Here is a 26,703-nt window from a genome sequence, read left to right as displayed (position 1 = left end):
GTGAGCGCCGACCAATGCCGGTGGCGAGGGTGCGACAGTAGTCGGCACCCCCAACCTGACGAAGGATGCAGATGACGCTGGTCGACGCCCGTCCACCATCGGGTGGACCGGAGACGGACGGGCCCAAACCCGTCTTCGAGGGAACCAAGCGGCGCGGCGAGCAGGCGATGCTCTACGCGTTCGTGATCGTGCCGTTCGCAGCCTTCCTCGCCGCGATTCCGGTCGCCTGGGGCTGGGGGATGAGCTGGACAGACGTGATCCTGTTCGTCGGCTTCTACTACCTGTCGGGGCTGGGCGTCACCGTCGGCTATCACCGGCTGTTCACGCACAACTCGTTCAAGGCCAACCGCCCGCTGCGCATCGCGTGCGCCGTCGCCGGCTCGCTGGCGATCGAGGGACCGGTCATCCGCTGGGTCGCCGACCACCGCCGGCATCACGCCTACAGCGACAAGGAAGGCGATCCGCACTCCCCGTGGCGATACGGCGAGGACACCCGGGCGCTGATCAAGGGCCTCGGCTGGGCGCACCTCGGCTGGATGTTCGACGAGCTGCACACGAACCGCGACAAGTACACGCCGGACCTACTGCGCGATCGCGACATCCGGGTCGTCAACGCGCTCTTCCCGGTGTTGCTGATCGTGTCGCTGCTCGCGCCGGCCGCGATCGGCGGCCTGGTCGCCGGGTCCTGGGCGGGGGCGCTGTCGGCGTTCTTCTGGGCCTCGCTCGTGCGCGTCTTCCTGCTGCACCACGTCACCTGGTCGATCAACTCGATCTGCCACGCGATCGGCGAGCGGCCGTTCGCGGCGCGCGACAAGAGCGCCAACTTCTGGCCGCTGGCGATCCTGAGCTTCGGCGAGAGCTGGCACAACATGCACCACGCCGACCCGACCGCGGCGCGACACGGCGTGCTGCGCGGTCAGCTCGACTCGTCTGCGCGGATGATCTGGCTGTTCGAGAAGCTGGGCTGGGCGAGCGACGTGCGCTGGCCGAAGCCCGAGCGTCTCGCGAAGCTGCGCGTCGACGCCGCCTGACCGCCCTCCGGGCGTTGGCCCGGTAGCGGCGGGACACGCCGGCGAGACCGCCGCGCCGGGGCCAAGACGGGCGGTCAGGTCACGACGGCGGTGGCGGCGCGCGCGAACTGCGGCGCGCGCCATTCCTCGGCCTCGAGCACGGCGCGCAGCACGCCCATCGCGTCCCACACCTCGACGAAGGACAGCGAAAGCGGCGTGAGGCCCAGCCGCACCAGGTCGGGGGCCCGGTAGTCGCCCACCACGCCGCGCGCGATCAACGCCTGCGTGAGCTCATAGGCGAACGGCACGCGCAGCGCCACCTGCGAGCCGCGGCGCGCTGGGTCGCGCGGCGTCGCCACCGGCACGCCCAGCGCGTCCGCATAGCTGATCACCATCGACGTCAGCGCCAGCGACTTCGCGCGGATCTCGGCCAGCGGCACGCCGTCGTAGAGGTCCAGCGCGGCGTCCAGCGCGCGCATTGACAGCACTGGCGGCGTGCCGATCCGCGCCCGCTCGACGCCGGCCGCCGGCGCGTACGACGTCTGCAGGTCGAACGGCGCGGCGGCGCCCTGCCACCCGGTCAGCGGCAGCCGAGCGGCCGGCTGGTGGCGCGCGGCGAGGTAGATCCAGCCCGGCGCGCCCGGGCCGCCGTTGAGGTACTTGTACGAGCAGCCGACCGCTGCGTCGGCGCCGATCGCATCCAGCTCGATCGCGACGACGCCCGCGGCGTGCGCGAGGTCCCACAGCATGGTCGCGCCCGCCGCGTGGACGGCGGCCGTGATCGCGGCCGTGTCCCACAGCTCGCCGGTGCGGTAGTCGACCGCGCTGTAGGCGACCACCGCGACGTCCTGCGTCAACGCGGCGGGCAGCTCGGCGGGCGACACCCGGATCAGCCGCAGCCCCAGCAGCGCCGCGACGGACTCGGCGAGGTACTGGTCGGTGGGAAAGTTCGCGCCGTCGGTCACGATCACCCGCCGGTCGGGCCGCAGCCGGGCGAGCGCGACGAGCGCCTGGAAGAGCTGGACGCTGGTCGAGTCGCCGCACATCACCTGCCCGGGCGCCGCGCCGATCAGCGCGCCGATCCGGTCGCCGACGCGGGCCGGCAACGTCCACCAGCCGTTGCCGTTCCACGACGCGATCAGGTCCTGGCCCCACTCCCGGGCGACAGTGTCCTCGACAGCCGCGGCGACGCCGACCGGCAGCGCGCCGAGGGAGTTGCCGTCGAGGTAGATGACGGACTCCGGCAGCGCGAATCGCGCCCGGAGGTAGCCGAGCGGATCCGCGTCGTCGGCGGCGACGGCGTCGGCCCGACAGGTGATCTGCGAGGTGATCGGCGAGGCCGAAGACGCGCTCATGGCACCATCATGGGCGATGACGGAGCCCGACAACGACGCCGCGGAGCGGACCGCCCGCGTGCGCATGACCGGCCGGCAACGCCGTGAGCAGCTGGTTCAGGTCGGCCGTTCGCTGTTCGCCGAGCGCGGCTACGACGCCACGTCGATCGAGGAGATCGCGGCGCGCGCCGGCGTCAGCAAGCCCGTGGTCTACGAACACTTCGGCGGCAAGGAAGGTCTCTACGCCGTCGTCGTCGACCGGGAGATGAGCGACCTGCTGTCCCGGCTGACGCGCGCGCTGTCCGCCGGCCATCCCCGCGAGCTCGCCGAGCAGTCCGCGCTCGCGCTGCTCACCTACATCGAGGAGCGGACGGACGGCTTCCGGATCCTGTCTCGGGACTCGACGGCGGGGAGCACCGGCGCGTTCTCCTCATTGCTCAACGACGTCGCAAGCCAGGTCGAGCACGTGCTCGCCCGGCAGTTCGACCGACGCGGTTACGACCCGGCCCACGCGGCGATGTATGCCCAGATGCTGGTCGGCATGGTCGCGCTGACCGGCATGTGGTGGCTGGAGGAGCGGGCGCCGGACCGCGCGACGGTGGCCGCGCACATCGTGAACCTCGGCTGGAACGGTCTCGCCCAGCTGGACTCGGCGCCACAGCCGATCGCAGCCAAGCTGGATTAACCGCCGCCGGCTTGCCGCACTGGCGACGATTCGGCACAAGTTGGGCCCTGGCCTCGCGAAGGACCCCGCTCGCCTGAGACTATGGGCGCCATGCAGGGGGATCGGGCCGAGCGCGACAGCGCCTCAGTGCTGCCGAACGGCCTGCCGCCGAACGGCGCACGCCCGAACGGCGCACCCCCGATCGGCTCGCCTGCGAACCGTGCGCCGACCCGACCGAACTCCTCGCGGCCGCTGTCGGCGCAGCACCCGGCGGATTCCGAGGTGGAATACGCGCCGCTGCCCGAGCTGCCGGCGTTCAGCAAGTCGGCCGAGTCCTGGACGATGCCTCGACTCGGCGCCGCGAAGGACCTCGAGCTGCTCGACCTGTCCGATCCGACGCCGTCCGACCCGACGCCGTCCGACCCGACGCCGTCGGATCTGCCCCCGTCGGCGAGTCAGGGCATCGCGCAGCCGGCGCACGCCGCGCCTTCGACGCCGCCGCCCCTCGACGGCGGCGCGCACTCCGGATCGCATCGCCGCGAGCCACCGCCGTCCAGTCCGCCCGCTGCGCCGGACCCAGCCCGGGACGATCCGCGGGCAATCGTCGCCGACGCGCTCAAGCAGGCCGCGCTGGTCACCACCCGCGCCGAGCAGAGCGCCGACGCCGTCCTCGCGCAGGCGCACGAGGACGCCGAGCGTGAGATCGCCGATGCGCGGGCGACAGCCAAGGTGCTGCGCGACCAGGCCGAGGCGATCGTCGCCGCCGCGCGGGCTCGCGCGGAGGAAGCCGAGGCACGCATCGCCGAAGAACGCCAGCAGCTCCAAGCTGAGCTCGCAGGCGAGCGCGTGCAGCACGAGCACGACATCGCGGCGGCCACGGCCGACCACGAGCGTCGGCTCGCCGCGGTCGCAGCCAAGGCCGAAGGGCGCGCCGAGGAGATCATCGCCCGTTCCCGCGGCGAGGCGGAGCGCATTCTCGGCGCAGCCGATCAGGACGCAGCGGCTGTCAGAGAGCGCGCCGAGGCGATGCTCGCCGACGCCCAAGAGCACGCCCAGGCGATGCTCGCCGAAATGCGCGAGACCGTCGTCGCCGAACTCGGCGAGGCCCGTGAGCAGACGGCCTGGACCAAACAGACCATCGGCGACCTGCTCGCCGCGGCCGAGGCCGACGCTGACCAGGTCCGGCGGCGGGGCGCGGCGGACTCCGTGCGCGAGCTGCAGAGCGCCCGCGACGAAGCGCAACGGCTCGTCGCGGCCGCGCATGAGCGGATCGCCGCGGAGACGCAGCGGGCCGAGAGCGAGCGCGACGAGCTGGTCGCGCGGGCCAAGCGGGCGCTCGACGAGGCGCAGCAGGACGCCGGGCAGATCCGCCAGCTCGCCGGTGACGACGCCGAGGCGATCCTCGACCAGGCGCACGAGCGGGCCCGGACGGCCGAAGAACTCGCCCAGCGTCGCCTCGACGAGGCAGCGGCTGGCGCCCGCGCGATCCGCGAGAGCGTCGGCGAAGACCTCGCCCGCGCCCAGGACGAGACCCGCGAGCTGCGTCGCGCCGCCCGGGAGGACGCCAAGCGGACGGTCGGCGAGGCCCGCGCGGAAGCCGACGAGCTGCGCTCCAAGGCGCGCACGATGCTGGCCGAGGCGCGCGCCGAGGTCAGCGTGCTGGCCGCCCACCGCGACGAGATCAGCAAACAGCTCGGCGACCTGTCCGGCGTCATCGAGGCGCTCGCCGTCACCGAGCAGCCCAGTTCCGGGCCTGCTGTGACCGGTCAGCTGTCAGCACCGGGCAAATCCCCCCGGACCGGCGCAGATCACACGGCGGATCGACGCATCCTCGCCGACCGCCCGACGTCCGCGCCCGATCGGCACTAGCGTCACCCCCATACTCGCCGCACAACGACCGCCGAAGGACTTGCCTTGACCGAGCAGAACGCGACCGAATTCCGCACCGTCCGGCACGGTTACGACCCGGCGGAGGTGGACCACCGCGTCGAGGAGCTCACGCGTGCGGCGGCCGCGGCGCAGGCCCGCGCAGACCAGCTCGCCGCGCGGGTCGACCAGCTCGCGCAGAGCCACGCCGCTCAGGCTGCCGAGACCGCGCAGAGCGCTCAGGCGCCGGCGCCGGCCGCCAAGCCGCAGCCTCCGGCTGAGCCCACGTTCCACGACTTCGGCAAGCGCATCGGCCGAATCCTCGCGATGGCTGAGGAAGAGGCGGACGAGATGCGCGCCGCCGCTGTCAGCGAGGTGCGCAGTCGGCTGGAGGAGGCAGACGAGTCGGCGGCCACGGCGCGGCAGGAAGCCGACCAGTACGCCCAGGAGACCCGGTCGTCGGCCGACCAGCACGTCGCCCGGCTGCTCGAGGACGCCAAGCGCAACGCCGACCAGATGGCCGACGAGGCGGAGCGGATGGCGATCGCGCGCAGCGGCGAGGCCGAGGCCCTCTATGAGGAGCAGCGCGCCCGCGCGGCGAAAGCCGCGGCCGACTTCGAGCAGACGCTGGCCGAGCGTCGCGGCAAGGCCGAGCAGATGTTCCAGGACCGCACCGAGGCCGCCGAGCGAGAGCTTGAGGCGGCCCGCAACCGGGTCGCGAAACTGCGCGCCGAGGGCGACCAGCTGCAGGCCGAGTCGGCTCGCCGCGCCGCGCAGATGACCGCCGACGCCGAGCGGAAGGCCGAGCAGATCGTGGCTGACTCGATGGAGCGCGCCGATCGGATCCGCGCGGAGTCCGAGCGCGAGCTGGCGGCCGCCACCCAACGTCGCAACGCGATCAACGCCCAGCTGACCAACGTGCGGCAGATGCTCGCGACGCTGTCCGGCACCACGCCGGCGGGTGTTGCCGATCAGCCGGCGGACGAGGCGGCCGCTGCGTCGGCGGACACCAAGCGCGGCTGATCTTCCGGCCGGTCATTCGCCTGGCTGCCGATCAGTCGACGGCTGTCGCTCACTCGACAGACTGGGCTAGCGCGAGCCATTCGTCCTCTGCGGCGGCACGCTCCGCAGTCACACCGCGCAGCTCGGCATCCAGTTCAGCGGTGCGCTCGTAGTCGGTCGAGTGCGCCGCGAGCTGCTCGTGCAGTTGCCCCTCGCGCCTGGTCAGGGTGGCGACTCGGCGCTCGAGGCGGTCCAGCTCCTTGCGGGCGGCGCGGGTGTCGCCGCGGTTCTCCCGCCGCTCGTCGGCGCCGGTCGCCTGCGCGGCGGTCCGCCGGCGCAGGTACTCCTCGACGCCCCCGGGCAGGTTCGGCAGCGCGCCGTCGCCGAACAGCGCGACCGTCGTGTCGCAGACCCGTTCCAGCAGATAGCGGTCGTGGCTGACGACGACGAGGGTGCCGGCCCAGCCGTCGAGCAGGTCTTCGAGCTCGGCCAGCGTGTCGGTGTCCAGGTCGTTCGTCGGCTCGTCGAGCAGCAGCAGGTTCGGCTGGGTGAGCAGCAGCCGCAGCAGCTGCAGCCGGCGCCGCTCCCCGCCGGACAGGTCGCCGACCAGCGTCCACTGCCGGTCGTTCGCGAAGCCGAAGCGCTCGGCGAGCTGGCCGGCGGACAGCTCGACGCCGTCGAGTTCGGCGGAGGCGCGCACCTCGGTGACCGCCTCGATCACCCGCAGCCGATCGGGCAGCTCGCGCACCTCCTGGCTCAAGTGCGCGGCGTGCACGGTCTGGCCGACCCGCACCACCCCGGAAGCCGGTTCGAGCTCCCCGGCCAGCAGCCGCAGCAGGTGCGTCTTGCCCGACCCGTTGACGCCGACGACGCCGATCCGGTCGCCCGGGCCGACCTGCCAGGTCAGGTGGTCGAGCAGCGTCCGATCGCCGACCCGGACGGTGACGTCCTCGAGATCGACCACGGTCTTGCCGAGCCGGCGCTGCGCCAGCGCCTGCAGCTGCACCGATTGCCGCGCGGGTGGCTCGTCGGCGATCAGCGCCTCGGCGGCGTCGATCCGGAACCGTGGTTTGGACGTGCGGGCCGGCGGCCCGCGGCGCAGCCAGGCGAGCTCCTTGCGCAGCAGGTTCTGCCGGCGCGCTTCGGCGGTGTCGGCCAGCCGGGCGCGTTCGGCGCGAGCGAGCACGTAGGCGGCGTATCCGCCGTCGAAGGCGCGCACCTGTCCGTCGCCGACCTCCCACATCCGCTGGCAGACGGCGTCGAGGAACCAGCGGTCGTGGGTGACGACGACCACCGCGCCGCGGCGGGTCTGCAGGTAGCCGGCGAGCCAGGTGATGCCCTCGATGTCGAGGTGATTCGTCGGCTCGTCGAGCACCAGCAGGTCGGCCTGCTGGGCGAGCGCCGCTGCCAGCGCGACGCGCCGCCGCTCGCCGCCGGACAGCCGGTCGACGCCGACGTCCAGGCCGACACCGGGCAGCCCGAGGCCGTGCAGCACCTGGCGCACCGCGGCGTCGCCGGCCCACTCGAACTCCGCGGCGTCGCCGACGACGAGCTGTCGGACGGTCGCGCCCGCCTCGAGCGCGCCGCGCTGGTCGACGCGGGCGATCCGCAGCCCGCCGACGTGCGTCACCCGGCCGGAGTCGGGCGCCTCGTCGCGCCCGAGCAGGCGCAGCAGGGTGGACTTGCCGCCGCCGTTGCGGCCGACCACGCCGACCCGCTCGCCCGCGCCGATGCCGAGCGAGACCCGGTCGAGCACGACCGTGGTTCCGTACGCCTTGCTCGCCTGCTCCACGTTGACCAGGTTGACGGTGTTCGCCCGCGGGGCGCCGGGCGCCATCAGCCGACGACCCGCGCGCCGGGCGCCGGTCCGCTCGCGACCCGTGCGGTGCGGCACACGCCGTCTGCCTCGAGCCCTGCCGCGAGCAGCGTCGCGGCGCCGGCGTCGGCGCACAGGAACGCGCAGGTCGGCCCGGAGCCGGACACCAGGCCGGCGAGCGCGCCGTGCGCGGCGCCGGACTTCAACGTGTCGGCGAGCGCGGGCGCGAGCGACAGCGTCGCCGGCTGCAGGTCGTTGACGAGGCCCGCGGCGATCCGCGGCAGGTCGCCCGCGGCGAGCGCGGCGAGCAGCGCATCCACCGACCCGGCCGGCGGCGGCGCCATCCCGGCCGCGCGCAGCCGGTCGAGTTCGGCGTAGGCCGCGCCGGCCGACACCCCGTGGTCGGCAATGGCGAAGACCCACTGCAGCCGCGCGACGCACGCGACGGCCGCGACCACCTCGCCGCGGCCGGTGCCGAGCGCGGTGCCGCCGACGAGCGCGAAGTTGCTGTCGCTGCCGAGACGGGCGGCCAGCTGCGCCAGCTCGGCCGCGCCTACGTCGAGATTCCACAGCCGGGCGCAGGCGAGCAGCGCCGCCGCGCCATCGGCCGAGCCGCCCGCCATGCCGCCCGCGACAGGTATCGCCTTGTGGATGTCGAGTCGCGCGTCGGCCGGCACGTCGGCGGTGTCGGCGAGCAGCTCGGCGGCGCGCCACACGAGGTTGCGTCGATCGACCGGCACGTCGGCCGCGCCCTCGCCGCTGACGGTGACGCGCAGCCCGTCGCCCGGCGAGGCGATGATCTCGTCGACGAGGTCGACGGCGTGGAACAGGTTGACCAGCTCGTGGTAGCCATCGGGGCGCAGCGGCCCGACGCCGAGGTGCAGGTTGACCTTCGCCGGCGCCCGCACCCGGACGGACGGACGGGCGGCTGGCACCCGACCGATGCTAGTTAGAGCTCGCGCAGCGCCGGCAGCAGCTCGTTCGTCGACCACTCGAAGAACGGGTCCTGCTGGTCGTCGCCGATCTGCACGAGCGCGACGTGGGTGAACCCGGCGTCGACGAACTCCTTGACCGCCGACTTCACCGCGTCCACGTCGTCGCCGCACGGGATCGACTCGGCGACGTCGTCCTTGGTGACGAACTGGCTCGCGGCGTCGAAGCCGGCTGTGCCCGGCAGGTCGGCGTTGACCTTCCAACCGCCGGCGAACCAGCGGAACAGCTCGTGCGCTCGATCGATCGCGGCGTCCTTGTCCGCGCCGTAGCTGATCGGCAGCTGGCCGATCCGCGGCTTGCCGGACCCGCCGTGCTGGTCGAACAGCTCGCCCAGCTCCGGCAACGGCTCGACGGCGATCATCGCGTCGCCCTGCTCGCCGGCGAGCTGGCACGACGCCGGGCCGGACACCGCGATGCCGATCGGCGGCGGGGTGGCCGCGACGTCCCACAGCTTGGCCGCGGTCACCCGGAAGTGCTCGCCGCGGAAGTCGACGTAATCGCCGCCGAACAGCGCCCGGATTATCTCGACCGCCTCGGCGAACATCTCCTGCCGCACGCTCACCGACGGCCAGCCCTTGCCGACCACGTGCTCGTTGAGGTTCTCTCCCGAACCCAGGCCGAGGGTGAACCGGCCCTCGCTCAACAGCCCTAGCGTGGCGGCCTGCTGGGCAACCACCGTCGGGTGGTAGCGCAGGATCGGGCACGTCACGTACGTCATCAGCTCGACGCGCTCGGTGGCGTGCGCGACGGCGCCGAGCGTCGTCCACGCGTTGGGCGCGTGGCCCATGCTGTCCAGCCAGGGGAAGTAGTGGTCGCTCGACACCTCGAAGTCGTAGCCGGCCCGCTCGGCGGCGACGGCGTAACGAACGAGATTGGTCGGCGGCGACTGCTCGGTCATCAGCGTGTAGCCGAACTTCGTCATATCGGGCCGTCTACCCGTCGGAAGGCGGCGCGCTAACGACGTCTGGCGGTCGCCGGCGGCCCGGCCGGCGACCTGCGTGGGCTCCCCGCCCGCAGACCCGGTATCGTGGCCTGCACCTGCCCCGGCGAGGGACCGCTGCTGCGTCAGCGACAGTCCGTGATCGACGCGGTGTCGATCGTCGACGCGCGTCCCGCGTCCGAGGCCCGCTGTGGCCGGTGCTCGCGCACGATCAAGCCAGCCGAAGACGTTCGAGGAGTATTGCTGTGTCCGAGGTCCGACTGTCCGCCGAGACGCGCACCGAGTTCGGCAAGGGCGGCGCGCGCCGCACCCGCCGCGCCGGCAAGGTGCCGGCCGTGATCTACGGCCACGGCGCCGACCCGCGGCACGTCTCGCTGCCCGCCCGCGAGTTCGCCAACGCCCTGCGGCACGGCGGCCTGAACGTGCTGCTGACCCTCGAGGTCGAAGGCGACACCCAGCTGGCGATCCCGAAGTCCATCCAGCGCCACCCCATCAAGGGCTATTTCGAGCATGTCGACCTGCTGGCTGTCCGCAGCGGCGAGAAGGTCACCGTCGACATCCCGATCACCATCACCGGCGAGGTCGTGCCGGGCGGCCTGCTCAACCTCGAGTACGACCGGCTCAGCGTCGAGGCGGACGCCACGCGGCTGCCGGACGGTGTCGAGATCAGCATCGAGGGGCTCGCCATCGGCAGCCAGGTGCTCGCCGGCAGTGTCACGCTGCCAGCCGGCACCACCCTCGCCGGCGACCCGGACCACCTCTTGGTGTCGATCTCCGGCGCGCCGACCGCCGAGGATCTCGAGGCCGAGGTCGCCGAGGCCGTCGAGGAACTCGGCATCGTCGAGGACGCTCCCAACCAGCCCGAGGGCGAGTCGTCCGAGCGCGCCGACAGCTCGGCCAGCGCCGAGTAGGTGGCCGACGACCGGCGGCTCGTCGTCGGCCTCGGAAACCCCGGCCCGCGCTACGAACTGACCCGGCACAACGCCGGCTTCCTGGTCGCCGACCTGCTTGCCGGGCGGATCGGCGGCCGGTTCAAGGCGCACAAGGCCCGCGCGGACGTTCTCGAGGGCCGGCTCGCCGGGCTGCCAGTCGTGCTCGCCAAACCCCGCTCGTTCATGAACGAGTCCGGCGGCCCCGTGGTCGGTGTCGCGCGGTTCTTCAAGGTGCCGGCGGCTGACGTCGTGGTGGTCCACGACGAGCTGGATCTGCCGTTCGGCACGCTGCGGATCAAGCGCGGCGGCGGGGACGGCGGGCACAACGGGCTGCGGTCGACGACGTCGGCGCTGGGCAGCCGCGAGTACCTGCGGGTGCGGTTCGGCATCGGCCGGCCGCCGGGTCGGCAGGACCCGGCCGACTACGTCCTGCGCGAGTTCGGGCCGGCCGAGCGCAAGGATCTCGACTACCACGTCGACCGCGCCGCCGACGCCGTCGAGAAGCTGCTCGTCGACGGCCTGGAGGCCACCCAGAACGAGTACCACTGACCGGTTGACGCGCATCCCCGACCGCCGTTGAGTGGCGCGTTATCCGTCGAGGGGCGCGTTGTTTCGCACCACTCAACCCGCACCGCACCAGTCAACGCAGAGAGGACGCGCGGACCCGGACCTTCGCTCGACGCGAGTGTGCTCAGGACGGCGCGAACAGGCCGGCGTGCTGCGCCTCGTGGCCGAGCAGCCACTGCTTGGCTGGCAGGCCGCCGGCATAACCGGTCAGCGCGCCCTGAGCGCCGACCACCCGGTGGCACGGCACGACGATCGAGATCGGGTTCTGCCCATTCGCCGCGCCGACCGCCCGGCTGGCCCCGCGCGGTGCCCCGATCGCGACGGCGATGGCGGCGTAGGACGCCGTCCGGCCGTAGGGAATGTCGGCCAGCGCGGTCCACACCCGCAGCTGGAACGCCGTGCCGACGGGGTTGAGGGTCAGGTCGAATTCGGTGCGTCGGCCGGCGAAATACTCCTCGAGTTGTGCCCGAAGGTCGTCGAAGCCCGCGTCGTCGCGCGCCCAGGCCGCGCTCGGCGCCATCGTCTGATGCCGGCCGGTCGGCAGCAGCAGCGTGGTGATGCCGGCCGCGTCGCGGGCGGCGAGCAGCAGGCCCAGCGGAGAGTCGATCTTGGTCCAGATTGTCATGGCAGCGCGCTCCAGAGGTCGGCGTAGAGGTGGGCCCAGAGGTGGTAGGTGGCGTAGCTGCGCCAGGGCGCCCAATCCGGCCGGCCGTCGGCGATGTCCACGCCGAGGTCGGCAGCCGCGCGCCGGATGACGAGGTCGGAGCCGAGCAGGACGTCAGGCGCGCCGAGCGCGCGCATCAGCAAGTAGTCGGCCGTCCACGGACCGACGCCGGGCAGGGCGAGCAGGGCGGCTCGCGCCTCGTCGCGGTCGACGCCGGGATCGAGCTGCAGCGCGCCGTCGGCGAACGCCGCGGCGACCGCCTGCACCGATCGGGCGCGGGCTCGCGGCATCGGCAGCGACGCCGGATCGAGCTGCGCCAGCGCGGCGGGCGTCGGGAACAGCAACCACGCCTCGCCGGGAAAGGCCGGCCGGCCGTGTGCGGCGATGAGCCGGCCGACGACGGTGCGCGCGCCGCGCACCGAGATCTGCTGGCCGACGATCGTGCGGATCGCCGCCTCGAAGCCATCGACGGCGCCCGGCGCGCGCAGGCCCGGCCGCTTGGCGACCAGCGGCTCGAGGGCCTCGTCGCGGCCCAGCACGTCGTCCACAGCAAGCGGGTCGGCGTCGAGATCGAGCAGTCGGCGCACTCGGGCGACGACCGCGACGAGGTCGCGGGTGTCGGCGAGCCGGACCTCGCATCGGACGGACGCCTCCGCCGGCGACAGCGCGATCAACGCCGGGCCGCTCGGGGCCGCCAGCACCCGGCGGAACACTCCGTCGACGTAGGACTCCAGGCCAGGGATCGCATGCGCGCCCAGGAAATCGAGCACCGCCGACACGGTCAACGGCTCCCGGTACGGCAGCCGCAGGATGAGCGGCCCGCCACCGGCGCCGCTGAGGTCGCCGCTGCCGCCGGGGCGCGGCTCGGCCGTTCGGTCGGCCGGCGAGTGGCGGGTCGCCCGCAGCCCGCTCGGCGTCGCCGCGAACACCTCGCGGACGGTGTCGTTGAACTGCCGCACGCTCGCGAAACCGGCGGCGAAGGCGACGTCGGTGACCGGCAGCTCGGTCGTCTCCAACAGCACCCGCGCGGTCTGCGCGCGCTGCGCCCGGGCGAGCGCGAGCGGGCCGGCGCCGACCTCGGCGACGAGCGCGCGGTGCACCTGCCGTTCGGAATAGCCGAGCCGGCGGGCGAGCCCGGGCACGCCCTCGCGCTCGAGCGCTCCGTCGGCGATGAGGCGCAGCGCCCGGCCGGCGAGGTCGCCGCGCGCGTTCCACTCCGGCGAGCCGGGCGAGGCGTCCGGACGGCACCGCTTGCACGCCCGGTACCCGGCGCGTTGCGCGGCCGCCGCGCTCGGGTGGAATGTGACGTTGCGGCGGTGCGGGGTGATCGCCGGGCACGACGGCCGGCAGTAGATGCCGGTGGTCCGGACGGCGGTGAAGAACCAGCCGTCGAAGCGGGGGTCCCGGGAGCGAACCGCGCGATAGCAGGTGTCCGGGTCGGGCAGCAGCACGGGTTCAGTCTGCCGTCCACGACCGACAATCACTCGCGGAAATCGGACGCCGCTCTAGGTCCACAGTCAGCCGGTGTTGCGCAGCCCGGCCGCGACGCCGTTGATGGTCAGCAGCAGCGCGCGCCGCAGTTCCGCAGAGACGTCCGACTCGTCGGCGCGGACGCGGGCGAGCAGGTCCACCTGCAGGTAGGAGATCGGGTCGAGGTAGGCGTCGCGCACCCCGAAGGTCCGCTGCAGAACCGGCGAGTCGTCGAGCAGCGCCTCCTCGCCGGTGACGGCGAGGACTTCCCGGACGGTGTCCTCGTGCTCGGCCCGGACGGCGTCGAAGACGTGCTGCAGGCGCGGCGGCACGAGCGTTGCGACGTAGTGCGCGGCGATGTCGAGATCGGTCTTGGCGAGCGTCATCTCGACGTTCGACAGGAAGGTGCGGAAGAAGTGCCACTCGGCGTGCATCTCGCGCAGCACGTCGCCGAGCCCGGCGGCGCGGGCCGCGGCCAGCCCCGCGCCGACGCCGAACCAGCCGGGGACGATCTGGCGCGACTGCGTCCAGCCGAAGACCCACGGAATCGCGCGCAAGCCCTCGATGCCGCCGCCGGACGACGGCCGCCGCGCCGGGCGCGACCCGATGTTCAGCTGGCCGAGCTGCTCCACGGGGGTGGAGGCGAGGAAATAGTCGGGCAGGTCGGGGTCGTCGACGAAGGCGCGGTAGGCGGCATAGGCCGCGTCGCTGACGAGCGTCATGCACTCGTCCCAACGGCCGAGCTGCGCCGCGCCCTGCCGCGGCGTCCGGTGCAGCGACGACGCGCGCATCGTGGCGGCCAGGGTCAGCTCGAGGTTCTCCCGGGCCAGCTCGGGCAACGCGTACTTGTCCGAGATGACCTCGCCCTGCTCGGTGAACTTGATCTCGCCGTCGAGCACGCCCCATGGCTGCGCCAGGATCGAGTCGTAGGTCGGTCCGCCGCCGCGGCCGACCGTGCCGCCTCGGCCGTGGAACAGCCGCAACCGGACGCCGTGCCGCCCGGCGACGTCGCGCAGCGTCCGTTGCGCCCGGTGGATCTCCCACTGCGACGTCGCGATGCCCGCTTCCTTGTTGGAGTCGGAATATCCGAGCATCACCTCTTGCAGATCTCCGCGCAGCGCGACGATCAGCCGGTAGGTCGGGTCGCCGAGCAGGTCGTCGAGCACCTCGCCCGCCCTGCGCAGCTCGTCGACGGTCTCGAGCAGCGGGACGAACCCGATGTGGGCGAACGGCGTGCGCGCGCCCTCTGGGCTGGCGCCGTGCACGTCGACCAGTCCTGCCTCGCGGGCCAGTAGCACGGCGGCCAGCACGTCGTCCGCGCCCCGTGTCATCGACACGATGTAGCTCTCGACGACCTCCGGACCGTAGATGTCGAGCGCCTCGCGGACGGCGGTGAACACCGCGAACGTCTTTGCGCCGGCCTCGTCGAGCGGGGGCGGCGAGCCGGCCAGCGGGCGGCGCCCGCGCAGCTCCTTGGACAGCAGCCGCATGCGGTAGTCACGAGGCACATCCGCGTAGAGCCACGTCTCCTCGACCAGCCGGTCGATCAGCTGGCCGACGGCGTGGTGGTGGGCGTCGGCGTGCTCGCGGATGTCCATCGTCGCCAGGTGCAGGCCGAACACCGCGACGGTGCGCTCGACGCGGGCGAGCAGCCCGTCGGCGATCAGCCCGCCGGCGTGCTGGCGCAGCGAGTCGCCGAGCAGCGCCAGCTCGGCGAGCAGCTGCTCGACGCCCAGATAGTCGCGGCCGGGCTGGTGCGGCAGGCTCTGGTCGACGCGCCGGCGGGTGTTCGCGATCTTCGCCTTGATGCAGGTGAGCTTGAGGCGGTACGGCTCGGTGGTGTTGAGCGTGATCAGCCGGGGGTCGATGTCGAGCACGGCGAGGTCGGCCTCGATCGACGCGGCGAGTTCCGGCGACGCGGGCACCACTGCGGTCGAATTGGACAGCTCGGCGATCAGCGCGTCCAGCTGACGATTTACGGCGCGTGCGGCGACCTGATGCTGCATCCGCAGGACGTCGCGGGTGACCGCGGCCGTCACGTTGGGGTTGCCGTCCCGGTCGCCGCCGATCCAGGTGCCGAAGGTCAGCGGACGCGCGTCGGTGCGCAGGTCGACACCTCGCGCGGCGACTTCGTGCGCGAGATCCGCGGCGAAGTTGGGCACCGTGTCGTCGGCCATCGCCTGCAGGTAGTAGACGACGTTGCGCGCTTCGTCGAGCGGCGTCGGCTTCTGCTGGCGCAGCTCGTCGGTCTGCCACATGAGGTCGACGAGCTCGGCGAGGTCGCGGTCCTGCCGCGTGCGGGCGTTGGTGCCTGGGTCGGTCGGCTCGGCGAGCAGGTCGGCGATGCGCCGCAGCTTAGTCAGGACCGAGCGGCGGCTCGCCTCGGTCGGGTGGGCGGTGAACACCGGACGGACCGCCAGCGCGTCGAGCGCGGCGCGCAGGCCGTCCGGCCCCTGCGCCTCGGCGACGGCCCCCACCGCCTGGGCCAGCCAGCCGTCCTCGGCCGGCCGGGCGCGCAGACCGCGCACCCGGTGGACCTGCTCGGCCACGTTCGCGAGGTGGAAGTAGGCGGAGAAGGCGCGAACCAGCACCGCCGCCGTCGCGATCGGCTGATCGGCGAGCAGCGCGCGCACGTCGTCGCGGGCGCTCGCCGAGCCGGTCTTGCTCTGCTTGGTGAGCCCGCGCACCCGCTCCACCAGATCGAGCGCGTCCTGGCCCTGCTGGCGCACCAGCGACTCGCCGAGCAGCGCCGCCACCCGGCGGACGTCGGCGCGCAGCTCGGCGTCGGCGATCTCGTCCGCGCGCAGGCTCAGGTCGTCATTGGGCTCGAGGTCGGTCGTCACGCCGATCATTCTCACGGGTAGCGTCGTCGCGCGGGGCTGCTTTCATGGAGTGAAAAAATGCCGGCACGGCAGCCGGTCCAAGCGAGCGCGACACACTCGAGACGGGAGCTCCCATGCGGGTGCTGGTGACCGGCGGGGCCGGCTACATCGGCAGCGTGGTGACCGCTCAGCTGCTCGCCGCCGGTCACGAGGTCGTCGTCGTCGACGACCTGTCGACCGGCCATCAGGACGCGGTGCCCCCAGGCGCGGTGTTCCACGAGCTCTCGACAGCCAGTCTGGACCCGGTGCTCGGCAGTTGGGCGATCGACGCGGTGATCCACTTCGCGGCGCGCTCGCTGGTCGGGGAGTCGATCACCGAGCCGTCGGCCTACTGGCGCAACAACGTCTCCGGCACGCTCGCGCTGCTCGACTCGATGCGCGCGCACGGCGTCGGCAGCATCGTCTTCTCCTCCTCCGCCGCGACCTACGGCCAGGCCGTCGAGCAGCCGATCCGGGAGGACGCGCCGGCCCGGCCGACCAGCGCCTACGGCCGTTCGAAGCTCGCGGTCGACATGGCGCTGACCGACTACGCCACCGCGTACGGGATCGGCGCGGTGAGCCTGCGCTACTTCAACGTGGCCGGCGCGCTGCGCACGCCGTCGGGCGGCTACGGCGAGCGGCACACGACCGAGACGCACCTCATCCCGAACGCCCTGCGCGCTGTCGACGGCGGGCCGCCGTTGCAGCTGTTCGGCGCCGACTACCCGACTGACGACGGCACCTGTGTGCGCGACTACATCCACGTGGTGGACCTCGGCGACGCGCATCTGCGAGCGCTCGGCGTCGTTGAACCAGCAGCGCACCACGTCGTGAACCTCGGCAGCGGCGCCGGGTATTCGGTGCGGCAGGTGCTGACCGCGGTGGGGGAGGTGACCGGCGAGGAGGTGCCCGTGATCGAGGCGCCGCGCCGCCCCGGCGACCCGCCGGTGCTCGTCGCGTCGAACGCGGCGGCTGCGCAACTACTCGGCTGGCGCCCGGAACGTGACCTGAATCGCATGGTCGCCGACGCGTGGGAATTCCACCGATTCGGCCGGGCCGCGGGTTAGCCTGCGGGACACACCGCCGTCGTGCCAAGCTCACGCGGCCGTCACTATCTGTATTGCGCAAGGGTCACTTCTGTAACCATTCCGCCCATTAATCGGCCGATGGTGACGTTGGCAACGAGCGCGTCACAGAACGTTATTCAGGCGGAAACGCACGGCAGAAACCCGGCCAAATCATGGCAAGCCAGGCGACACGCCCGAGTCGCTCACGGAAATCTCCAGTTGCCAGTCGGTGTAAGAGCTGGATAAAGTCCTGATCGGTTAGAGCGCAGTCGGGGGACTGTGTGCGCCTACCACCAACGGGGGAATGCATGTTCGGAGATGGCCAGTCGGCCATTGACGGTGGAATTCGATCTGGCGGAGGCAGCGCTGAATCGGACCGCTCCCCGTCAGCCGCCCGCACCTTGATCACGGACGCCGATGCGCGCTCCGCGGTCGTGCTGGCCCCCGGCGGCGGCGTCGTCGAGGACGAACCCACCCGGTTCGCCGCGCAGACCCTGATCATCGATGGCGCCGCGCGCCCGCGTGCCCGGCGTCGCCTGCCGCGGGCGCTCAACCGCTACCAGCTGCTGCTGGTCGCCGTCGACGCCTTCGCCGCGATCGCCGGCGGGTCGGCCGCCTTCCTGTTGCGCTTCGGCCGGGCAGCCGGCGCGCAGGCCAGCTCGTTGGACGTCACCCAGCTGGGCAGCCATCTGGACGCTGCCTTCGGCTTCGTGCTGCCGTTCGCATGGCTGTGCGCCACCGCCGCGAACCGCGCCTACGAGCGGCGCTTCGTCGGTGTCGGGGCCGCTGAATTCCAGCGCGTCTCCCGGGCCTTCCTGCAGCTCGCCGTCGTCACGGCCTTCCTCTTCTACGCGCTCAACGCGCCCATCTCGCGTGGCTTCGCGTTGCCCGCGATGGGCTTCACCGTCGTCTGCTCCCTCGGCGGCCGCTACGCCGCGCGGCGGTGGCTGCACCACAGGCGCCGCTCCGGCACGTCGCTGGCAAAGGTCATCGCTGTGGGCGGTGCCAGCTCGGTCGTCGAGTTCACCCGCATGCTGCGCAAGGACCTGCACGCCGGCATGAAGGTCGTCGGCGCCTGCCTGCCCGTCGGCGCGGCCGAGGACCCCGTCGCGGTGGCAGAACTCACCGAGATCGGCGTGCCGGTCGTCGGCGACGTCGACTCCATCACCGAGGCGGTGCGCCAGCACGGCGCCCGTGCCGTCGCCGTGCTCTCCGGCGACATCACCCCGCAGCAGCTGCGCTGGATCTCCTGGCGCCTCGGCGACACCGAGGCAGACCTCGTGGTCGCGCCGGGCCTGATGGAGGTCGCGGGCCGCCGCCTGCACATCCAGCCGGTCGCCGGCCTGCCGTTGCTGCACGTCGAGATCCCGACGCTGACCGGCTTCCGGCGCATGGTGAAGAACGGCTTCGACCGCTTCGTCGCCGCGACCGCGCTGCTGTTGCTCGCCCCGGCGCTGCTCGTCATCGCGACAATGGTGCGTTGCTCGAGCCGTGGGCCGGCGCTGTTCTTCCAGACCAGGGTCGGGCGCAACGGCAAGACGTTCCGGATGGTCAAGTTCCGGTCCATGCACACCGACGCCGAGCAGCGTCTGGCGGAGCTGCAGGCCCACAACGAGGCCGGCGACGGCCTGCTGTTCAAGATTCGCGAAGACCCCCGGGTCACCTCGGTGGGCCGAGTGCTGCGCCGGTTCTCCCTCGACGAGCTGCCGCAGCTGCTCAACGTCCTCTCCGGCGCGATGTCGCTCGTCGGCCCGCGTCCGCCGCTGCCGGCCGAGGTCGAGAAGTACGACGGCGACGTCCACCGCCGACTTCTGGTCAAGCCGGGTCTCACCGGTCTGTGGCAGGTCAGCGGGCGCAGCGACTTGTCCTGGGAAGAAGCTGTTCGGTTGGACCTGCGCTATGTCGATGACTGGTCGCTCTCGCTCGACATGCTGGTGATGTGGAAGACAGTCCGCGCGGTGCTCTTCGCTAAGGGCGCGTACTGAGCCGGATGGCCCGCTGCTGCGGCCGCCCCAGGTAGCCTCACCGAGTGTCCATGAGAGCGTGCGCGACGACGCTTGGCGTCCTGTTCGCCGTTGTTCTCTCGCTGTCAGGGTGCGCCACGAGCACGCCGATCAGCGCCAACCAGGCCGCCAGCGAGCGCGCCGGCGTCCAGGCTCTGCGGTCGAGCGCGGCGGCGGTGTCGAATCCGCCGCCACTGGTCGCCTTCATCGGCGACGACTACACGATCGGGGCTGGCACCGACGGCCCGACCCGACGCTGGACGTCTATCCTTTCGCGCCAAGAACATTGGCGAGAGGAGAATTTTGCCTTCATCGGCGCCGGCTACCTCGCCGCCGTCGCGTCGAAGTCTGGTTCAGCCAACTACGCCACCGAGCTGGCCAAGGCCGTGAAGACAACCCCTTCGATCGTCGTGGTCTCGGGCGGCGGCAACGATCTCGCCTCGGTCGGCCCTGCGCTCGCGCGCGAGATCAAGTCGTTCTTCACGTCTCTTCGCGTCAGCCTGCCTGCCGCGCGGGTGATCGCCGTCAACCCCTGGCAAGCGGCGTCGCCGGTCCCTCCCGGCCTGACCACGATCGCGGGTTACGTCCGCGCGGCGGTCAGAGACGTCAAAGGCGTCTTCGTGGACGTTGGTCAGCCGGTCGTCGGCCATCCCTCGTTGATCACTCGGTCCGGCAAATATCCCAACGACAAGGGATACGCCCGGCTCGCTCAGGCGGTCGGCGCCAAATTGCCCAACTCGGTGTGAGCTTCGACGGTGCGCCGCCCGGTCCATCCTGGCTGCCTAGCCGCCCGATTCAGGTATATTCCGTGTTATCTCTTGGCCACATCCTGGCGCCACGGGATCGTGTCCAGCCGCTCGAGCGGCCGACTGCGAGGAGCTCCTTCGTGAGTGTTCGGGCGTCGTGTGGTCAGCGGTGGCGGTGGTCGGGCGTGGTCGGCCTGCTCATGGTCAGTGCCGCAGCGGCCGGGTGCACGTCGTCGAGTTCGTCCGCCAAACCGTCCCCGAGCGGCCAGCCGGCAAGCGTCGCATCGTCGGCGACCAGCGGCTCGACCCTGACGCCCGCAGCGTCGGCCACGACGTCCTCCGGGTCCGCGGGCAAGACCCCGAAGCAGACCGGCGGCATCAACCAGATCGTGCCGTCCGGCACGCTCACCACCGCAGCGCCGATTCCGCTGAGCAGCCCGGCCAGCTTCGGCAACGGCGTGCACGCGAAGATCACGTCGATCAAGGCCGTCAACGCTCCGGCGCGCGGCATCGGGGAGATCGCCGGCCCCGGCGTCCGGATCGCGATCGCGATCTCCAACGACACCGCCAAGTCGATCAGCCTGGACGAAATCTCGATCACGATCGAGAACGCGCAGAAGAACCCTGGTGTGCAGATGAGCGCCTCGCGGCCGGCGCAGGGCACGCTGGCCGCGCGCCGCACCGCCCATGGCGTCTACGTGTTCACCATTCCGAAAGCGCACCGCAACCCGTTGACGGTCAACATGAGCTACTCCGTCAAGACGCCCGTGGTGCTGTTCGTCGGCACCGTGCGGTAGGCGCCGGTGACCGCCGACCCGCCGCTGCGAACCGAAGCCCTGCACGAGTCGCGCACCGCCCTCATCGTCGTGAATTACGGCTCGCATCAGCTGTTGGCGGCCAACCTGGCGCAGGTGGCTTGGCCGGAACACGGCTGTCTTGTCGTCGTGGTCGACAACTGGTCCTCAGCGGCCGAATCCGCGGAGGTTCGGGAGTTGGCCGACCGATGCGGCTGGCTGTGCGTTCAGCTCGGCGTCAACGGCGGCTTCGGCGCCGGCGTGAACGCCGGCTTCGCCGCTGCCCGCCGCCACGGCTGCGACGCGTTCGTCGTGGTCAATCCGGACGCGGTCGTCGCTGCCGAGGTCGTGGCCGGGCTCGCAAAGCACTGCCGCCGCGAGCCGTTGCACCTGGTGTGCCCCACCGTGCGCACCGCCCGCGGCGCGATCGAGTTCCAGGGGTCGCACGTCTCCGTCCGCGACGGGCGGATCCGTGGCCTGCGCGAGCAGGACCTGCCCGATCAGGACGAGGTCATCCTGTCCGAGGTCCGTGGTCGGTTGGGCGCCAATGCCCTCCCGTGGCTCACCGGCGCGTGCTTTGCGGTGTCCGCCGAACTGCTGGACCGCGTCAGCGGGTTCGACGAGTCCTACTTCCTCTACTGGGAGGACCTCGACTTCAGCCGCCGCTGCGCGCGCGCCGGAGCCGCTTTGGTGCTCCGCCGGGATCTGACCGTGACGCATGACGAGGGCGGCACGCAGACCGAGCACCGCGCAGGGCGGGCGAAGTCTGCCAATTACTACCGCTACAACTGCCGCAACCGGCTGCTGTTCGCCACTCGTCACCTGCCGCCGAAGGCGGTGCTGCGCTGGTTGCTGTCCACACCGGCGGTGAGCCGCGAGATCCTGTTGCGCGGCGGGCGCCGCCAGCTCCTGCAGTCGCCGCGCCCGCTCGCGGCGACCCTGCGCGGCTCGCTCGAGGGCGCCGCGCTTGCGATTCGGTCGCTGCTGCGCGCGGCCGGCGACCGGGGACCGGCCGGCCGTGTCTGATCCGCCCGCCCTCCCCGGGGCCGCCGTCCCCGAGCCGCGTGGCGTTGCCGCGGTGCCCAGCAGGCCCGAGCGAACGGCAGTCGTTGTCGCCGTCCTCACCTACCGGCGGCCGAACGACCTCGCGGCGCTGCTTCCGGAACTGCGCAAGCAGGTCGACGACGTCGTCGGCCGATGCCGGGCGAGCGTGCTCGTGGTGGACAACGACGCGGTCGGCAGCGCGTCCGGCATCGTGGCGGGCGCGGCGGACCCGGGCGTGCGCTACGTCGTGGAGCCGACGCCGGGCATCGCCGCAGCGCGCAACCGCGCGCTCGACGAAGCGGCCGACGCCGACATCCTCGTCTTCATCGACGACGACGAACTGCCGAGCGAGCACTGGCTGGCGAACCTGCTGGACACCGCGCAGCGAACCGGCGCGAGCGCGGTGGCCGGCGCCGTCGCCTCCGAATTCGACGGCGAGTTGGAACCATGGCTGGCGGCCGGCGAGTTCTTCCGCCGCCGGCGGTTGCCGACCGGGACGCCCATCGACGTCGCGGCGACGAACAACCTGCTGCTGGACCTGCGAGTGGTCCGCCGGCTCGGGCTGCGCTTCGACCTCGCGCTCGGCCTGACCGGCGGCGAAGACACGCTGTTCACCCGCACGCTGCATGCGCATGGCGAGCGCATGGCGTGGTGCAACGAGGCGCTGGTCACCGACCGCGTCCCGCGCGCCCGGATGACCCGGACGTGGGTGCTGGCCCGGGCGTTCAGCAGCGGCAACGCACGCACCGAGGTCGCGCTGCGGTTGGCGCGCGGGCCGCAGGCCCGGCTCGCCGCCTATGCCGACGCATTGCGCGCTGGACTGCCCCGGCTCGTCGGCGGCGGACTGAGGTTCGTCCTCGGTCTTGCGCTGCGTTCCCACCGGCACCAGGCGAAGGGGCTGCGCACCGCATACCGTGGCGCCGGGATGCTCGCCGGGGTCGTCGGCCACCGCTTCGAGGAGTACGCGCGCGTCGACGTCGCGGCCGCCCCGCCGCGCGAGGGCGCGCCGCCGCCGGGCCCGACGCATCGGGCGGCGTCGTGACCGTCGCCGTCACCTCGCCGTCGGAGCCGACTCAACCGCCGGACGATCCGGCGCCGGATCGGAGCGTGTGGCGCTCGATCGTCCGCAGCGCCGGCACCCGGGTCGCAATGCTCGCGATCAGCGCGATTCTGGGCATCGTCAACACCCGGTTGATCATCGAGCACTTCGGCCAGTCGAGCTACGCGCAGTACGGACTGCTGATCGGGATCGGGCTGCTCTTCCCATTCGCAGACCTCGGCATGTCCGCGGCGTTGATCAACGCCGTCGGCAGCTCACCGGACCCGCGCGCGGACCGCCGCGTCGTGCAGGTGCTCGCGACGGCGCTGCGCGTGCTGTGCGTGTCCGCGGTGGTGCTGCTTCTGCTCAGCCTGACGGTCACCCTCGCCGGGGGCTGGTCGTCGATCCTCGGCAGCGGCCTGCAGACAGGCTCTGGCGCCATCACCGCCGCGGCATGCGTCGCGTTGATCGCGATCACGCTGCCGGCTGGGTTCGGCGACCGCATCCTCACCGGTCTAGGCAAGAACCACGTGTCGATCGTCGTCCAGGGCATGCAGACACCGATCGTCTTCATCTGCCTGATGGTGATCATCCATGTCAGCTCCGGCCGCGGCGCGTATGTGGCGGCGCTGCCGTTCCTGGTGACCTTCGTGCTCGCGCTGGTGTCCTGCCGCATCGCCGCCCACTTCGTCCACCCGACCGTGGGGAAGGCGGTGCGGGCCGTGCCGCGGCTGCGCAGCGAGCGCGGCTCGGGCGTGTTCTCCGTCGCCTGGCCGATGCTCGTGCAGATGATCGCGCTGCCGATCGCCATGCAGACCGACCGGCTGATCCTCAGTCACGTGTCGGACGCGGCGCAGCTGGCCCGGTACAACCTGGCCTCGCAAATCTTCACGCCGGTGTGGTCGGTCGTGAACGCCGCCGGCGTCGTGCTGTGGCCGATCTTCGCGCGGGAACGGGCAGAGGGCCGCAAGGGCCGGCTGTCACCGGTGCCGATCAGCCTCGGCTTCGGGGCGGCCGCCGCGGTTGTCTGCGTCGTGTTGTCGCTCGCCTCGCCGCTGCTCACCAGGTTTGCGTCCGGCGGGACGATTCACCTGCCAGTCGGTTTGCTGGCGGCGTTCTGCGTGCTCATGATCTTCCAGGCCACGAAGTATCCGCTCGGCATGTTCATGACCGACGCCCGTGGACTGCGCTACCAGGCGCTCATGATCGTCATCTTCCTGCCGGTCAACCTGGGCCTCTCGCTGTATTTCGCGCGCATCTACGGCGCTGCCGGGCCGGTGCTCGGCTCGGCGATCGGTGTGCTGGTGTGCCAGTTGTTGGCAAATCTGCGCTATGTGCGTCGAGAGTTGCGGCGCGCCCCGGGGCGCGCCGCCGCAGAGGTGGGCACCCAAGCGGCGGGCGTCGCGGTTGCGGCGCAGGCGGGCGCCGCGGTCGCGGCGCAGGCGGACGCCGCGGTCGCGGCCGAGGCAGTCGCGGCGCAGGCGGCAGTGGCCGAACCACCGGCGGGCCGACGAACAGCGTCGGGCCGGTTTGGCTGGACGGGATGGCAATGGAGCCGGCGGCGCGTCACGGTGTCGGCATTCGGCGGCCTCGGGTTCCTCGTGCTGCTGGGCCTCGGGTGGCTGATCCTGACCGGGGCTCTTGCCGCTCGGCAACTGCAGCGGGTCGACGACGACGCGGCGTCGCTGCGCGCCGCGATCATCGCTGGGGACTACGTCAAGGCCCAGGCGCTGCTGCGCGACATCGGCGCCCACGCGCATCGAGCCCACCAGCTGACGACCGGGCCCGCGTGGGCGCTTGCGGCGAAGGTGCCGGTGTTGGGCACGCCGGCCGATACGGCGCGAGTCATCGCTGCGGAGGCTGATCACACGGGCGCGGACGTGTTGCCCGGCGTCTTGCGCCTCGCGCGCACGCTCATCGACGCGCCGCGTCAGGGAGGTGGCGGCATCAACCTCGCGACGTTGATCGCCGCGCAGCCGCAGCTCGGGTCGTCGGCGCAGGCGGCCGGGCTTGCCGCCGATGCGATCGCCCGAACGTCGCCGACCTGGGTCGGGCCCATCCAACATGCGCGCGGGGCGCTGCTGAGCGACCTGCGCACATTGCACAACTCACTCGCCGGCGCCGACCACGCGCTGCGCACAGCCGTTCCGATGCTGGGGGCCACGACCCCGCAGCGGTACTTCGTCGCGTTCGAGAACGAGGCGGAGGCGCGCGGCATCGGCGGCCTGCCCGGCGCGTTCGCGATCATCACCGCAGACAAGGGCGTGCTGCGCTTCAGCCACTTCGGCAGCGACCGGGAGCTGAGCAGAGCCCACGCCTCGATCGACCTCGGCCCGCAGTACAACCGGCAGTTCGGCAACTTCGACCCGACCAACACCTACCAATTCTCCGACGTCAGCCCGCACTTCCCAGACGCCGCCCGGATCTGGGCGGCGATGTGGTTTGCGAAGACCGGGCAGCGCATCACCGGCGCGATGGCGATCGACCCCACGGCACTCGGTTACCTGCTGGACTCGACCGGCCCGGTTCGCCTGCCCGGCGGCGGGACGGCTACCGGCCGCAACGTCGTGTCGTTGACCGAGAGCAAGCAGTACGCGGCCTTCAGCGACCAGAGCGCGCGTAAGAGCTACCTCGTCGACATCGCGAGGGCGATCTCGCGGCGCCTGGTAGGCGGACACCTCAACGGCGCCGGCGTCGTCCGGGCGCTGTCACACGGGGCGAAGGACCACCGATTCCTCGTCTGGTCGGCTGATCCGAAGGTGCAGAGCGACATCGTCTCGGCCGGCTACGGCGGCGTGTTGCCGAGCAGCGCCGCGCCCGCGAGCGGCTTCGTCGTGGTGAACGTCGCTGGCACCAAGTTGGACTACTACCTCGACCGCACGATGACGTATGAGCGCAATTCGTGCGCCGCAGGCGGCGTCTCTGACGGCACGATCCGGCTCGACAACACCGCGCCGAAGCGCGGATTGCCGCCGTACGTCACGACCCGAAGCGACTCGCCGCGGGCGAGCGCTCGGCCGGGCGACAACCGGCTGCAAGTCACGTACTACGTCTCGAGGGGCGCGAAGATCATCTCTGTCCTGCTCGACGGCGAGCCGGTCAAAGCCCGGGTCTCCACGCTCAACGGCCTGGTGACTGTGACGCTGCGGGTCGAGCTGCCGGCCGGCCGGGCGCGCACGGTGAGCGTCACGGCGAGCGAGCCGGCGGCAACGAAGCCGACCACGCTCCTGCGTCAGCCCCTGGCGCGCCCGTTGCGCGTGGTCACGAGGGGAGCGCGCTGCCGCGGTTGAGACCGAACCCGGCGGTGGAGACCGGACGGGTGGGTTAGGAGCCGGATGCGATGCGGGTGTGCAGCACCTGGCGCAGCAGCGTGCTCGACGTGTGCATCGTGTAGGGCAGGTAGACGACCTGCACGCCCACTCCAGCGAAGTCGCGTTCCAGCTTGTCGCCCTTGGGCGTGCCGCGCCAGTCGTCGCCCTTGACGATGACGTCGAAGCGCAGCCGCTCCCACATCTGCAGCTTGTTGGGCACGTCCTCGATCACGGCGTCGTCGACATAGCGGATGCTGCGCACGATCTCGAGCCGCTCGAGCGCCGGAATCACCGGCGTCTTGCCCTTGGCCGCCTCCGCGCGCTCGTCGGTGACGACGCCGGCGATGAGGTGATCGCACGAAAGCCGTGCGTTGCGCAGGATGTTGAGGTGGCCGACATGGAACATGTCGTACACGCCGGGCACATAGCCGACGACACGGCGTTCCGACACGTCGGTCTCCCTCGAATCACGAGCGATGTTAGCTGCATGTAAAGAATACCACCGGGAGGTGGTTTGCAACCAGGATCTACGCAGGTTTTTGCCGTCGTCGCGGACCAATTCTGGCGGTCGCGCACCACG

General features: G+C 72.1%; 22 protein-coding genes. 13 read left to right on the top strand and 9 right to left on the bottom strand.

All coding sequences use genetic code 11. The features are described from left to right. The first annotated feature begins 65 nt into the window (after nucleotides 1-65). On the top strand, nucleotides 66-1,031 hold the full coding sequence (locus tag ACFFBG_RS07440; RefSeq protein ID WP_375477189.1) for an acyl-CoA desaturase: 966 nt from the start codon (nucleotides 66-68) through the stop codon (nucleotides 1,029-1,031). Nucleotides 1,032-1,105: 74 nt separating this feature from the next. Here ACFFBG_RS07440 and kynU read toward each other — a convergent pair whose 3' ends face one another. Beyond that, entirely contained in the window at nucleotides 1,106-2,365 is a 1,260-nt protein-coding gene (kynU, locus tag ACFFBG_RS07435; RefSeq protein ID WP_375477187.1) for a kynureninase, read from the bottom strand. Nucleotides 2,366-2,381: 16 nt separating this feature from the next. Between kynU and ACFFBG_RS07430 the strand changes: the two genes are divergently transcribed. The 3 genes from ACFFBG_RS07430 to ACFFBG_RS07420 all read left to right on the top strand — a co-directional run bounded on the left by ACFFBG_RS07430 (nucleotide 2,382) and on the right by ACFFBG_RS07420 (nucleotide 5,897). Beyond that, nucleotides 2,382-3,029, top strand: coding sequence for a TetR/AcrR family transcriptional regulator (locus ACFFBG_RS07430; protein ID WP_375477185.1), 648 nt, complete (start codon nucleotides 2,382-2,384; stop codon nucleotides 3,027-3,029). A 90-nt stretch (nucleotides 3,030-3,119) separates the two neighbouring features. After that, complete coding sequence (locus ACFFBG_RS07425) at nucleotides 3,120-4,877, top strand: hypothetical protein (protein ID WP_375477182.1); 1,758 nt, start codon at nucleotides 3,120-3,122, stop codon at nucleotides 4,875-4,877. Between the two features lie 45 nt (nucleotides 4,878-4,922). Then, on the top strand, nucleotides 4,923-5,897 hold the full coding sequence (locus ACFFBG_RS07420) for a hypothetical protein (protein WP_375477180.1): 975 nt from the start codon (nucleotides 4,923-4,925) through the stop codon (nucleotides 5,895-5,897). A 49-nt stretch (nucleotides 5,898-5,946) separates the two neighbouring features. Here ACFFBG_RS07420 and ACFFBG_RS07415 read toward each other — a convergent pair whose 3' ends face one another. Genes ACFFBG_RS07415 through ACFFBG_RS07405 form a run of 3 tightly spaced genes read right to left on the bottom strand, consistent with a single transcriptional unit; the run spans nucleotide 5,947 to nucleotide 9,607 of the window. Continuing rightward, a complete protein-coding gene (locus ACFFBG_RS07415) occupies nucleotides 5,947-7,713 on the bottom strand; it encodes an ABC-F family ATP-binding cassette domain-containing protein (protein ID WP_375477248.1) in 1,767 nt (588 codons plus the stop codon). After that, nucleotides 7,713-8,636, bottom strand: coding sequence for a 4-(cytidine 5'-diphospho)-2-C-methyl-D-erythritol kinase (locus tag ACFFBG_RS07410; RefSeq protein ID WP_375477246.1), 924 nt, complete (start codon nucleotides 8,634-8,636; stop codon nucleotides 7,713-7,715). Before ACFFBG_RS07410 ends, ACFFBG_RS07415 begins: the two co-directional genes overlap by 1 nt. 5 nt (nucleotides 8,637-8,641) lie before the next feature. Continuing rightward, nucleotides 8,642-9,607: an LLM class F420-dependent oxidoreductase gene (locus ACFFBG_RS07405; protein ID WP_375477178.1), complete on the bottom strand. Its 966-nt coding sequence runs from the start codon at nucleotides 9,605-9,607 to the stop codon at nucleotides 8,642-8,644. A 263-nt stretch (nucleotides 9,608-9,870) separates the two neighbouring features. Here ACFFBG_RS07405 and ACFFBG_RS07400 point away from each other — a divergent pair, with 263 nt between their 5' ends. Both ACFFBG_RS07400 and pth read left to right on the top strand, forming a co-directional pair. Further along, nucleotides 9,871-10,536, top strand: coding sequence for a 50S ribosomal protein L25/general stress protein Ctc (locus ACFFBG_RS07400; protein ID WP_375477176.1), 666 nt, complete (start codon nucleotides 9,871-9,873; stop codon nucleotides 10,534-10,536). Continuing rightward, nucleotides 10,537-11,106, top strand: a complete 570-nt coding sequence (pth, locus tag ACFFBG_RS07395) for an aminoacyl-tRNA hydrolase (RefSeq protein WP_375477174.1) — start codon at nucleotides 10,537-10,539, stop codon at nucleotides 11,104-11,106. A 142-nt stretch (nucleotides 11,107-11,248) separates the two neighbouring features. Here pth and ACFFBG_RS07390 read toward each other — a convergent pair whose 3' ends face one another. The 3 genes from ACFFBG_RS07390 to ppc form a co-directional block, all read right to left on the bottom strand. Further along, nucleotides 11,249-11,749, bottom strand: a complete 501-nt coding sequence (locus tag ACFFBG_RS07390; RefSeq protein WP_375477172.1) for a methylated-DNA--[protein]-cysteine S-methyltransferase — start codon at nucleotides 11,747-11,749, stop codon at nucleotides 11,249-11,251. Then, nucleotides 11,746-13,236 carry an AlkA N-terminal domain-containing protein gene (locus ACFFBG_RS07385; protein WP_375477244.1) on the bottom strand — a complete coding sequence of 497 codons (1,491 nt, stop codon included), beginning with the start codon at nucleotides 13,234-13,236 and terminating at the stop codon, nucleotides 11,746-11,748. Before ACFFBG_RS07385 ends, ACFFBG_RS07390 begins: the two co-directional genes overlap by 4 nt. A gap of 69 nt (nucleotides 13,237-13,305) precedes the next feature. Next, nucleotides 13,306-16,110, bottom strand: a complete 2,805-nt coding sequence (gene ppc, locus ACFFBG_RS07380; protein ID WP_375477242.1) for a phosphoenolpyruvate carboxylase — start codon at nucleotides 16,108-16,110, stop codon at nucleotides 13,306-13,308. Between the two features lie 104 nt (nucleotides 16,111-16,214). On the opposite strand from ppc, the gene galE reads away from it, so the two are divergent. The 3 genes from galE to ACFFBG_RS07365 all read left to right on the top strand — a co-directional run bounded on the left by galE (nucleotide 16,215) and on the right by ACFFBG_RS07365 (nucleotide 19,935). Then, nucleotides 16,215-17,186 (top strand): UDP-glucose 4-epimerase GalE, encoded by a 972-nt coding sequence (gene galE, locus ACFFBG_RS07375; protein WP_375477170.1) that lies wholly within the window; start codon nucleotides 16,215-16,217, stop codon nucleotides 17,184-17,186. A gap of 401 nt (nucleotides 17,187-17,587) precedes the next feature. Further along, nucleotides 17,588-19,171, top strand: a complete 1,584-nt coding sequence (locus ACFFBG_RS07370; protein WP_375477168.1) for a sugar transferase — start codon at nucleotides 17,588-17,590, stop codon at nucleotides 19,169-19,171. Between the two features lie 50 nt (nucleotides 19,172-19,221). Next, the gene (locus ACFFBG_RS07365) at nucleotides 19,222-19,935 is read left to right on the top strand and encodes an SGNH/GDSL hydrolase family protein (RefSeq protein ID WP_375477166.1); all 714 of its coding nucleotides are present in this window, start codon (nucleotides 19,222-19,224) and stop codon (nucleotides 19,933-19,935) included. A 163-nt stretch (nucleotides 19,936-20,098) separates the two neighbouring features. On the opposite strand, the gene ACFFBG_RS07360 is transcribed toward ACFFBG_RS07365, so the two are convergent. Further along, entirely contained in the window at nucleotides 20,099-20,338 is a 240-nt protein-coding gene (locus ACFFBG_RS07360) for a hypothetical protein (protein WP_375477164.1), read from the bottom strand. Between ACFFBG_RS07360 and ACFFBG_RS07355 the strand changes: the two genes are divergently transcribed. From ACFFBG_RS07355 to ACFFBG_RS07340, 4 genes are read left to right on the top strand one after another with little or no spacing between them, the layout of a single operon-like run. Then, complete coding sequence (locus tag ACFFBG_RS07355) at nucleotides 20,325-20,732, top strand: hypothetical protein (protein ID WP_375477162.1); 408 nt, start codon at nucleotides 20,325-20,327, stop codon at nucleotides 20,730-20,732. The genes ACFFBG_RS07360 and ACFFBG_RS07355 overlap by 14 nt on opposite strands. A 6-nt stretch (nucleotides 20,733-20,738) precedes the next feature. After that, nucleotides 20,739-21,755 carry a glycosyltransferase family 2 protein gene (locus ACFFBG_RS07350; protein ID WP_375477160.1) on the top strand — a complete coding sequence of 339 codons (1,017 nt, stop codon included), beginning with the start codon at nucleotides 20,739-20,741 and terminating at the stop codon, nucleotides 21,753-21,755. Next, a complete protein-coding gene (locus ACFFBG_RS07345) occupies nucleotides 21,748-22,815 on the top strand; it encodes a glycosyltransferase family 2 protein (protein WP_375477158.1) in 1,068 nt (355 codons plus the stop codon). The genes ACFFBG_RS07350 and ACFFBG_RS07345 overlap by 8 nt, the downstream gene beginning before the upstream one ends. Then, entirely contained in the window at nucleotides 22,812-26,102 is a 3,291-nt protein-coding gene (locus ACFFBG_RS07340; RefSeq protein ID WP_375477156.1) for a DUF4012 domain-containing protein, read from the top strand. Before ACFFBG_RS07345 ends, ACFFBG_RS07340 begins: the two co-directional genes overlap by 4 nt. Nucleotides 26,103-26,136: 34 nt before the next feature. Here the strand turns inward: ACFFBG_RS07340 and ACFFBG_RS07335 are convergent, their stop codons facing one another. After that, entirely contained in the window at nucleotides 26,137-26,574 is a 438-nt protein-coding gene (locus tag ACFFBG_RS07335; protein WP_375477155.1) for an adenylyltransferase/cytidyltransferase family protein, read from the bottom strand. Nucleotides 26,575-26,703 lie beyond the last annotated feature (129 nt).

It is taken from the genome of uncultured Jatrophihabitans sp. (genome assembly GCF_964251945.1).
Taxonomy (GTDB): Bacteria; Actinomycetota; Actinomycetes; order Mycobacteriales; family Jatrophihabitantaceae; genus Jatrophihabitans.
This window is presented reverse-complemented; position numbering and strand designations above follow the sequence as displayed.